Annotated in this window: 9 protein-coding genes; 3 read left to right on the forward strand and 6 right to left on the reverse strand. The window is 72.5% G+C overall.

All coding sequences use genetic code 11. The annotated features are described in order from the left end of the window. Nucleotides 1-70: 70 nt before the first annotated feature. Nucleotides 71-1,303 carry an MFS transporter gene (locus ABT360_RS23465; protein WP_351819785.1) on the forward strand — a complete coding sequence of 411 codons (1,233 nt, stop codon included), beginning with the start codon at nt 71-73 and terminating at the stop codon, nt 1,301-1,303. Here the strand turns inward: ABT360_RS23465 and ABT360_RS23470 are convergent. Next, nucleotides 1,269-3,029, reverse strand: coding sequence for an NAD+ synthase (locus ABT360_RS23470; RefSeq protein ID WP_351819788.1), 1,761 nt, complete (start codon nt 3,027-3,029; stop codon nt 1,269-1,271). The genes ABT360_RS23465 and ABT360_RS23470 overlap by 35 nt on opposite strands. Before the next feature lie 366 nt (nt 3,030-3,395). Here ABT360_RS23470 and ABT360_RS23475 point away from each other — a divergent pair, with 366 nt between their 5' ends. Then, nucleotides 3,396-4,358, forward strand: a complete 963-nt coding sequence (locus ABT360_RS23475; RefSeq protein ID WP_351819791.1) for an alpha/beta fold hydrolase — start codon at nt 3,396-3,398, stop codon at nt 4,356-4,358. Between the two features lie 69 nt (nt 4,359-4,427). On the opposite strand, the gene ABT360_RS23480 is transcribed toward ABT360_RS23475, so the two are convergent. From ABT360_RS23480 to ABT360_RS23500, 5 genes are all read right to left on the reverse strand, one after another. Further along, nucleotides 4,428-4,847 carry a CBS domain-containing protein gene (locus ABT360_RS23480; protein WP_351819794.1) on the reverse strand — a complete coding sequence of 140 codons (420 nt, stop codon included), beginning with the start codon at nt 4,845-4,847 and terminating at the stop codon, nt 4,428-4,430. Between the two features lie 163 nt (nt 4,848-5,010). Then, complete coding sequence (locus tag ABT360_RS23485) at nt 5,011-5,640, reverse strand: DUF305 domain-containing protein (RefSeq protein WP_351819797.1); 630 nt, start codon at nt 5,638-5,640, stop codon at nt 5,011-5,013. A gap of 11 nt (nt 5,641-5,651) precedes the next feature. Continuing rightward, a complete protein-coding gene (locus tag ABT360_RS23490) occupies nt 5,652-6,302 on the reverse strand; it encodes a DUF3105 domain-containing protein (protein WP_351819800.1) in 651 nt (216 codons plus the stop codon). A gap of 61 nt (nt 6,303-6,363) precedes the next feature. After that, nucleotides 6,364-6,729 carry a hypothetical protein gene (locus ABT360_RS23495; RefSeq protein WP_351819803.1) on the reverse strand — a complete coding sequence of 122 codons (366 nt, stop codon included), beginning with the start codon at nt 6,727-6,729 and terminating at the stop codon, nt 6,364-6,366. Nucleotides 6,730-6,810: 81 nt separating this feature from the next. Beyond that, nucleotides 6,811-7,893, reverse strand: a complete 1,083-nt coding sequence (locus ABT360_RS23500) for a PP2C family protein-serine/threonine phosphatase (RefSeq protein WP_351819806.1) — start codon at nt 7,891-7,893, stop codon at nt 6,811-6,813. Nucleotides 7,894-8,012: 119 nt separating this feature from the next. Between ABT360_RS23500 and ABT360_RS23505 the strand changes: the two genes are divergently transcribed. Then, on the forward strand, nt 8,013-9,374 hold the full coding sequence (locus ABT360_RS23505; RefSeq protein WP_084897179.1) for a glutamine synthetase family protein: 1,362 nt from the start codon (nt 8,013-8,015) through the stop codon (nt 9,372-9,374). Nucleotides 9,375-9,507 lie beyond the last annotated feature (133 nt).

Raw genomic sequence — 9,507 nt, forward strand, 5'->3', positions numbered from 1 at the left:
CAATCGACGTGAGACGATTTGTTCAGTAAGGGAACTTAAGCACGTCCACGTTTGGAAAGGCCCTGCCCTCATGCCCCTGGCGCTCCTCGCGCTCGCAGTGTCCGCCTTCGGCATCGGCACGACCGAGTTCGTCATGATGGGCCTCCTGCCCAACGTGGCCGACGACCTCCACACCTCCGTCCCCACCGCCGGGTACCTGGTCTCGGCGTACGCGATCGGCGTCGTCATCGGCGCCCCGCTGCTCACCGCCCTCGGCTCCCGGATCCCGCGCAAGCGGATGCTCCTGCTGCTGATGGCGCTGTTCACCGTGGGCAACCTCGCCTCCGCCCTCGCCCCCGGCTTCGGCACGCTCGTCGCCGCGCGCGTGCTGGCCGGCCTGCCGCACGGCGCGTTCTTCGGCGTCGGCGCGGTCGTCGCCGCCCGCCTGGTGCGGGAAGGGCGTCAGGCGCGGGCGGTCGCCACGATGTTCCTCGGTCTGACCGTCGCCAACATCGTGGGCGTACCGGCCGCCACCCTGCTCGGCCAGCACCTCGGCTGGCGCGCCACGTTCCTGGTCGTCACGGTGATCGGCCTGGTCGCCATGGCCGCGCTCGCGCGGCTCGTCCCGTACGTGCCCGTCGACGACCGGCAGAGCCTCGGCCGCGAACTGCGGGCGCTCGGCGACCGGCAGGTGCTGCTCGGGCTGCTGACGGCCGTCTTCGGCTTCGCGGGCGTCTTCGCCGTCTACGCGTACCTCGCCTCGATGACCACCGAGGTCATGGGCTTCGGCGAGTCGTCCGTCACGCTCGTCCTCGCCCTCTTCGGCATCGGCATGACGCTCGGCGCCCTCGTCGCGGGCCCGCTCACCGACCGGGCGCTGCGGCCCACGCTGTACGGGTCGCTCGCCGCGCTCGCGCTGGTCCTGGTCGCGTTCCGCTTCACGATGCACGTGCAGTGGGCCGCCCTGGTGACGGTCGCCGTGCTCGGCGCGGTCGGCTTCATGACCACCACCCCGCTCCAGATGCTGGTCATGAACAAGGCCCGGCACGCCCCGACCCTGGCGTCCGCCTCCAACCACTCGGCGTTCAACCTCGCCAACGCGGGCGGCGCCTGGCTCGGCGGCACGGCCATCGCGGCCGGCTGGGGCTGGACCTCGCCGACGCTGGTCGGCGCGGCCCTGGCGGTGGCGGGCCTGGCCGTCGCCGTCACGGCCGGACTCATGGACCGTACGGCGAAGGGGGCCTCCCGCGTCGTCGCGGGAAGCCCCCTCGCCGAGGACCGGGCGGGCGTCAGCCCGTCGTCGCCTCGCGCCAGCGGTTCGTGATCGGCAGACGCCGGTCCTTGCCGAAGCCCTTGGCCGAGATCTTGGTGCCCGGCGGGTACTGGCGCCGCTTGTACTCCGCCGTGTCCACCAGCCGCAGCGTCCTCGTCACCAGCTCCTCGTCGAACCCGGCGGCGACGATCGCGTCCTTGCCCTGGTCCCGGTCCACGTACAGCTCCAGGATCCGGTCCAGGACGTCGTAGTCCGGCAGCGAGTCGGTGTCGACCTGGCCGGGGCGCAGCTCGGCGCTCGGCGGCTTGGAGATGGAGTTCTCCGGGATCGGCGGGGTCTGGCCCCGCTCCTCAGCCGCCCGGTTGCGCCACCGCGCCAGCCGGAAGACCCACGTCTTGTACACGTCCTTGATCGGCCCGTACGCGCCGACGGAGTCGCCGTACAGCGTGGAATAACCCACCGCCAGCTCAGACTTGTTGCCCGGCGCGAGCACGATGTGGCCCTCCTGGTTGGAGAGCGCCATCAGCGTCGTGCCGCGCAGCCGTGACTGGAGGTTCTCCTCCGCGAGGCCCGTCAGACCGAGCGAGCCCATGTACGCGTCGAACATCGGCTCGATCGGTACGGTGCGGAGGTTCAGCCCCGTGCGGCGCGCCAGCTCGGCCGCGTCGCCCTTGGAGTGGTCGGAGCTGTACTTGGACGGCATCGACACGCCGTACACGTTCCGCGCGCCCAGCGCGTCGCAGGCGATCGCGGCGACCAGCGCCGAGTCGATCCCGCCGGACAGGCCGACCAGCACGGAACGGAAACCGTTCTTCGCGGCGTACGCCCGAAGGCCCACCACCAGGGCGGTGTACACCTCCTCGTCGTCCTCCAGCCGCTCCGCGTACCCGCCGGTCAGCTCCGGCTCGTACGCGGGCAGCGGCTCCTCCGACAGGATCACCCGGTCGATGCTCAGGCCGTCGTCGACGATGCCCGTGGGGGCGTCGGCGGACGCGGCCGGCAGGTCGAGGTCCAGGATCACGCTGCCCTCGACGAACTGCGGGGCGCGGGCCACGACTTCCCCGTCCTTGTCCACGACGATCGAGTCGCCGTCGAAGACCAGCTCGTCCTGGCCGCCGATCATCGCCAGGTACGCCAGGGTGCAGCCGGCCTCCTGGGCGCGCTTGCGCACCAGCTCCAGGCGGACGTCGTCCTTGTTCCGTTCGTACGGCGAGGCGTTGATCGACACCAGCAGCCCCGCGCCCGCGCTGCGGGCGGCCGGGACGCGGCCGCCGTCCTGCCACAGGTCCTCGCAGATGGCGAGCGCCACGTCGACACCGCGGACCCGCACGACGGGCATGGTGTCGCCCGGCACGAAGTACCGGAACTCGTCGAAGACCCCGTAGTTCGGCAGGTGGTGCTTGGCGAACGACAGCACCACGTCACCGCCGTACAGCACGGCGGCGGCGTTCTGCGGCGCGCCGGCGGGCTGGCCGTACCGGGGCTGGGCCTTCTCGGAGCGGTCCAGATAGCCGACGACGACCGGAAGCTCTCCGAAGCCCTCGTCCGCGAGGCGCGCGGCGAGCGCCCGCAACGCGCTGCGGGACGCCTCCACGAAGGACGACCGCAGGGCCAGGTCCTCGACGGGGTAGCCGGTGAGCACCATCTCGGGGAACGCGACCAGGTGCGCTCCCTGCTCGGCGGAGTGCCGGGTCCAGTGCACGATCGCCTCGGCGTTCGCGGCGAGATCACCGACGGTCGAGTCGATCTGATTCAGGGCGAGGCGTAGTTGAGGCACGCGGTCAGTGTAATCGTCAGAGCGACGCGATGTCCTGGAGGCCGGGGTGTGGCCCGGCCCACGCCGCCCGGCGCGCCCGGGTTCCGCGGGGATCGGGGCGGGCGGCGGGGCCGGGCCGCCGGGCTGGTCGCGCGGGCGGTTGGCCGGGTTGGTCCGCGCGGGTGGGCGGGTGGTTCGCCGGGTGGTCCGCGCGGTTGGGCGGGTGGTCCGCGCGGGTGGTTGGCCGGGTTGGTCCGCGCGGTTGGTCCGCCGGGCGGGCGGGTCCCGCCGGGTGGTTCGGCGAGGTGGGGCGGCTCCCCGGGGCCGGGTGTTCGTGGCAGGGTGGTTCGCGGTGCCGGTGGCATCGGTGGCGAGGGGGACGAGACGGTGAGCTTCGTAAGGGTCGGGGGAGTACCCCACCATGTGGTCGTCGAGGGCAGCGGCCCGGTGTGTGTGCTCAGCGCCGGGCTCGCCATGAGCTGGTTCGACTGGGACCCGGTCGTCCCGCTGCTGGCCCCGCACCGCACCGTCGTCCGCTTCGACCGCCCCGGCCACGGCCGGAGCGGCCCGGCCGCCGTGGCGCCGTCCGCGGCGGGTGAGGCGCACCGGATCGCGGGCGTCCTCGACGCGCTGGGCCTGGCCGGCCCCGCGACCGTCGTCGGGCACTCCATCGCCGGGTTCCACGCGGAGGCGTTCGCCCGGCTGCACCCCGGCCGTACCGCGGGCGTCGTCCTCGTCGACACCTCCGTCGAGGAGCACGCGCGCGTGCCCGCCGCCCCCGCCGTCCGTACCGCGCTCGCGCGCACCGTGGCCGCCGCGCTGTCCGCCACCGGGGCGCCCGCAGCCCTCGGCCCGCTCACCCGCCGCGCCGTGGTCCGCCTCTCCCGACCGGGCCTCGCCCCCGACCCGGCCCCCGCCGACCTGGTACGCCGCTGCTACGCGACCTCCCGTGTGCTGAAGGGCGCCCTCCTGGAGAACACCCACTACCGGGCCGTCGCCGCCGAGCTCCTCGCCCTGCGCGAGCGCCGCCCCCTCCCACCGGGCGTGCCCGTCACCGTGCTGGCCGCGCCCGACTCACGGCGCTGGACCAGCCGCCAGCACGCCCTCGCCGACCTGCTCGGCGCCCGCTTCGCGACCGTGCCGGGATCCGGCCACCTGATGATGCTGGACCAGCCGCACGTCCTGGCCGGCGCCGTGCTGGCCCAGGCGCCCGCACCGACACCCGCGCCCGCACCGGCATCCGCGCCCGCATCGGCACCGGAGCCCGCGCCCGCACCGGCATCCGCGCCCGCACCGGCACCGGAGTCCGCACCGGCGCCGACGCGGGCGCCGCACGCACAGGGGGCGTGACGCGCTTGACGCGTCACGCCCCCTGTGACCGTGCCTCCCGTGCACCCGTGCACGGGGTGAGGCGGGCGGTCAGCGCTTCTCGTAGACCTTCTCCGCCCAGTCGGCGACCTGCGCGTCCGACAGGTGACGGGCGAGGTCGGCCTCGCTGATCATGCCGACCAGGCGCTTGTTCTCGATCACCGGGAGCCGGCGGATCCGGTGGCCCTTCATCTCACGGAGGACCTCCTCCACGTCCGCGTTCGCGTCGATCCAGCGCGGCGTGCCCTTCGCCATCTCGCCCGCCGTGATCCGCGCGGGGTCGTGGCCCTTGGCCACACAGCCGACGACGATGTCGCGGTCGGTGAGGATGCCGCAGAGCCGCTCGTTCTCGTCGGCGATGGGCAGCGCGCCCACATCGAGGTCGCGCATCAGCTGCGCGGCACGGTCGAGGGTCTCGTGTGCGGGGAGCCACTCGGCTCCGGGGTGCATGATGTCCTTGGCGGTGGTCATGGGGTTCGTTTCCTCCGAAAACGCCAAATAGCGCCGTACGTCGGTCCCCGAGCGCCTCCATTCTCGTCGCGCCCCCACCACCCCGCGACCGCTGCGGCGCCGTACGGCCGCCCCGGGACCCCGGGGCGGCCGCACACCGCTCCTGCGACCGCGATCGTGAACGCTACGGTTTCGCGCCGCGCGCCTTCAGCAGGTCCGCCATCAGCAGAATCTCCGACTCCTGGGCGTCGACCATCCCCTGTGCCAGATCCCGCTCCACACCGGGCCGGCACTTGTCGGCGCAGCCCTGCGCCATGTGCACCCCGCCCTTGTGGTGCGCGGTCATCAGCCGCAGGTACAGGATCTCCGCCTGCCTGCCGCTCGCCGCCCGCAGCCGGTCCAGCTGGGCCGCCGTGGCCATGCCCGGCATCAGCCCGCCGGAGTGCGAGGAGCCGTGGGACGGCATGCCCATCCAGGCCATCGGCTCGACTCCCGGCGCGACCTTCGGCAGGCCCCACATGTCCAGCCAGCCCAGCATCATGCCGCGCTGGTTGGCCTGGGTGTTGGCGATGTCGTACGCCAGGCGGCGCACCTCCTCGTCCTTCGTGCGGTCACGCACGATGAACGACATCTCCACCGCCTGCTGGTGGTGCACCGACATGTCCCGCGCGAACCCGGCGTCAGCCGAATCCGCCGCCGGCGCGGCAGTGGCACGGGGCTCCGTCTCCGGGCCCGCCGACGCGACCGTCGCCGCCCCGGCGAAGAGCAGCGCGAGCACCACCGCGGTGACCGCCGCCCACTGCGTACGTGTCACCTGCGTACGCGTCACTGCGGGTCCAGCCCGTTGGTGCACGCCGCGCCCGGCTCGGGCGTCTGCGGACCCTGCACGTACTTGGTGAAGAAGGCGTCCACCCGCGGGTCGTCGGCGCTGTCGACCGTGACCTGCTTGCCCCACGCGCTCAGCATGATCGCGCCGGGCTGGTCCTCGACCGGGCTCATGAAGGAGTACGAGGTCTTCCCGACCTTCTCCTCCAGCTTCTTCACCTCGGCCGCGGGCGCCTTGTCGTTGTACGTCACCCACACCGCGCCGTGCTCCAGCGAGTGCACGGCGTTCCGCTCCGGGACCGGCTTCTTGTAGACGTCCCGGTCGCAGTTCAGCCACACCTGGTCGTGGTCGCCGCCGACCGGGGGCTTCATCGGGTACGTCACGGGCTTGGTGACGTGGTTGCGGCCCAGCTTCTTGGCGTCCCAGGACTTCTCGTCCTCGATGGGCGCCTTGGCCGCCGCCTCCTGCTGTTCCTGCTCCTTGTTCTCCTTGTTCAGCACGTATCCGCCGAAGCCCACGAGACCGGCGACCACGAGCGCGCTCACGGAGATGGTGATGATGCGGTTGCGGCGTTCGCGGGCCTGCTCCGCACGGCGCATCTGCTCTATTCGTGCGCGGCGGTCGGCGGTCGAGGATCGGTTGGCAGCCATGGTGGGGGTTCCTTCTGGGGGAGTGGAGGTGGTCACTGCATCCGGGACTGCGGCGGGCCGCCTAGGTCCGCAGAACCTGGAGGACATGGAGATCCGGTGCGCGCGGCCGTGCCCCGGAGGCGGCGGGGCGGCCGGTCTGCGCGTGCAGCCCGGCCCGCACAAGGTCGTCCGTCCGGGGCGGCGGGTCGAGGGGCGGGGCGGTGAGGACGGCGGGGGTGCGGTACGGGAAGAGCCCGCAGTCACCCCGGTCGTACGGACACGAGTACTCGGTGACCGTGTGCTCGGCGACCGCCCGCTCGTGGCCCCCGTGCCGGCCCTCCGCACCACCGTGCGGGGCCGGACAGACGACGAGCACGGCGACGAGCGTCGCCACGGCGCCGATCAGCGCCATGGGACGCGCGATGCGTATGAGCCCGTGGCCCCCCATGGGCGCTGATGTTAATGGGCGGACCGCCCGGTCAGCCACGGCCGTCCGGTGTACCGGGTGCCGGCCGGACGGATCGCCGGGTCAGCCCCGGGCGCCGTCCGGGGTACTGAGCGCCAGCAGCGCCACGTCGTCGGCCACCTCGCCCGCGTACGCCGACAGGTCGCGCCACACCGCCCGCACCAGCTCCACCGGCGAGGCGGGCCGCGTCCACGTCGCCAGCCGCGCCGCCAGCGGGTAGAACGCGCCCGTCGCGTCCCGCGCCTCCGTCACCCCGTCCGTGTGCGCGAGCAGCACGTCCGTCGGCCGCATCGGCACCGTCACCGCCTCCGGCGCCCGGAACTCCACCAGCCCCAGCCCCAGCGGCGCGCCCGGCGTCAGCTCCACCTCCCGCGCCCCGCCGCCGTCCATCAGCAGCGGCGCCGGATGGCCGCAGCTGAGGACCCGCACCACCGTGCCGCCCGGTGGGAACTCCATGAGCACCGCGGTCGCGAACACCTCCGTGTCGCCCCGTCCCGCCGAATCCACCACCAGCCGCCGGTCCAGCCGCCCCGCGATCCCCGCCAGCTCCGGCTCGTCGAGCACGGCCTCCCGGAACGTGCCCAGCAGCGCCGACACCGTACCGACCGCCGCCAGGCCGTGGCCCTTCACATCGGCGACGATCGCCCGCACCCCGAACGGCCCGTCCTGCACGTCGTACAGATCGCCGCCCACCAGCGTGCCCCGCTCCGCGGCCCGGTACAGCGCCCCGCACCGCACCGGCCCCACCCGCTCCGGCATCGGCGGCAGCACGGCGAGCTGGGCCGCCTCCGCGACGGTCCGCACCGACACCAGCTGCGCGTCCCGCCGGACCCGTAGGCCCGCCAGCACCACGCTGACCACCCCGATCAGCACGAACGCCAGCAGGTCGCCGTAGGTGACGTCGTCGGCCCGGATGGTGGGCATCAGCAGCAGCGCGAACATGGTGCACGCCACCAGGGCGGTGCCGAGCATCCCGTACAGCAGCGACGTCAGAGGCGGCACCACGGCGAACGCGAAACCCAGCTGCACGCTCCTGGGCGTGGTCAGCTGGACGATCACCAGCAGGACCATCGTGAGCCAGGGCAGCAGCCGCACCCAGGCCGGCGGCTCGCCGGCGCCGGGCAGCTCCTGTGCGCCACGGTCCATGGAACCAGTCTGCGAGGCCTCCGTTACCTACGCCACAGAGGTCCAGGCACTATGGGTTCGCAACGTGCACGAAACCGTGTGGTGGCATGCTGGCCTGATCAGCGAGGATGGGTGTGGAAATGGACAAGCAGCAGGAATTCGTACTCCGTACGCTCGAGGAGCGCGACATCCGCTTCGTGCGCCTGTGGTTCACGGACGTGCTCGGCTTCCTGAAGTCCGTCGCCGTGGCCCCCGCCGAGCTCGAGCAGGCCTTCGACGAGGGCATCGGCTTCGACGGCTCGGCGATCGAGGGCTTCGCCCGGGTGTACGAGTCGGACATGATCGCCAAGCCTGATCCGGGCACCTTCCAGATCCTGCCGTGGCGGGCGGAGGCGCCGGGGACGGCCCGGATGTTCTGCGACATCCTGATGCCCGACGGCTCACCGTCCTTCGCGGACCCGCGGTACGTCCTCAAGCGCATCCTCGCCAAGACCTCCGACCTCGGGTTCACCTTCTACACGCACCCCGAGATCGAGTTCTTCCTGCTGAAGGACAAGCCGCTCGACGGCAGCCGCCCGACCCCGGCCGACAACTCGGGCTACTTCGACCACACCCCGCAGAACGTCGGCATGGACTTCCGCCGCCAGGCGATCACCATGCTCGAATCGATGGGCATCTCGGTCGAGTTCAGCCACCACGAGGGCGCGCCCGGCCAGCAGGAGATCGACCTCCGCTACGCCGACGCCCTGTCGACCGCCGACAACATCATGACCTTCCGCCTGGTCATGAAGCAGGTCGCGCTGGAGCAGGGCGTGCAGGCCACCTTCATGCCGAAGCCGTTCTCCGAATACCCCGGCTCCGGCATGCACACCCACCTCTCCCTCTTCGAGGGCGACCGCAACGCCTTCTACGAGTCGGGCGCCGAGTACCAGCTCTCCAAGGTGGGCCGCTCCTTCATCGCGGGCCTGCTGAAGCACGCGGCGGAGATCTCGGCCGTCACCAACCAGTGGGTCAACTCCTACAAGCGCATCTGGGGCGGCTCCACCCGCACCGCCGGCTCCGGCGGCGAGGCCCCCTCCTACATCTGCTGGGGCCACAACAACCGCTCCGCCCTGATCCGCGTCCCCATGTACAAGCCGGGCAAGACCGGCTCGGCCCGCGTCGAGGTCCGCTCCATCGACTCGGGCGCCAACCCCTACCTGACGTACGCGGTCCTGCTGGCGGCCGGCCTGAAGGGCATCGAGGAGAGCTACGAACTCCCCGCCGGGGCCGACGACGACGTCTGGGCCCTCTCCGACGCCGAACGCCGCGCCATGGGCATCGAGCCGCTGCCCCAGAACCTCGGCGAGGCCATCTCCCTGATGGAGCGCAGCGAACTGGTCGCCGAGACGCTCGGCGAGCACGTCTTCGACTTCTTCCTCCGCAACAAGAAGCAGGAGTGGGAGGAGTACCGCAGCGAGGTCACCGCCTTCGAGCTCCGCAAGAACCTGCCGGTGCTGTAGGCGCAGGTCAGGGCAGTATTTCCGCTGTGGCGACGAGTGGGGCCGACGGTCGTTCGACCGTCGGGCCCCCCGCGGGTACCAGTTCAAGGGGCGGACCGGGGGCGGCGGGGGGGCGCAAAGCAAGATTGCCGCA

This window comes from Streptomyces sp. NPDC000229, assembly GCF_040300825.1.
GTDB lineage: Bacteria > Actinomycetota > Actinomycetes > Streptomycetales > Streptomycetaceae > Streptomyces.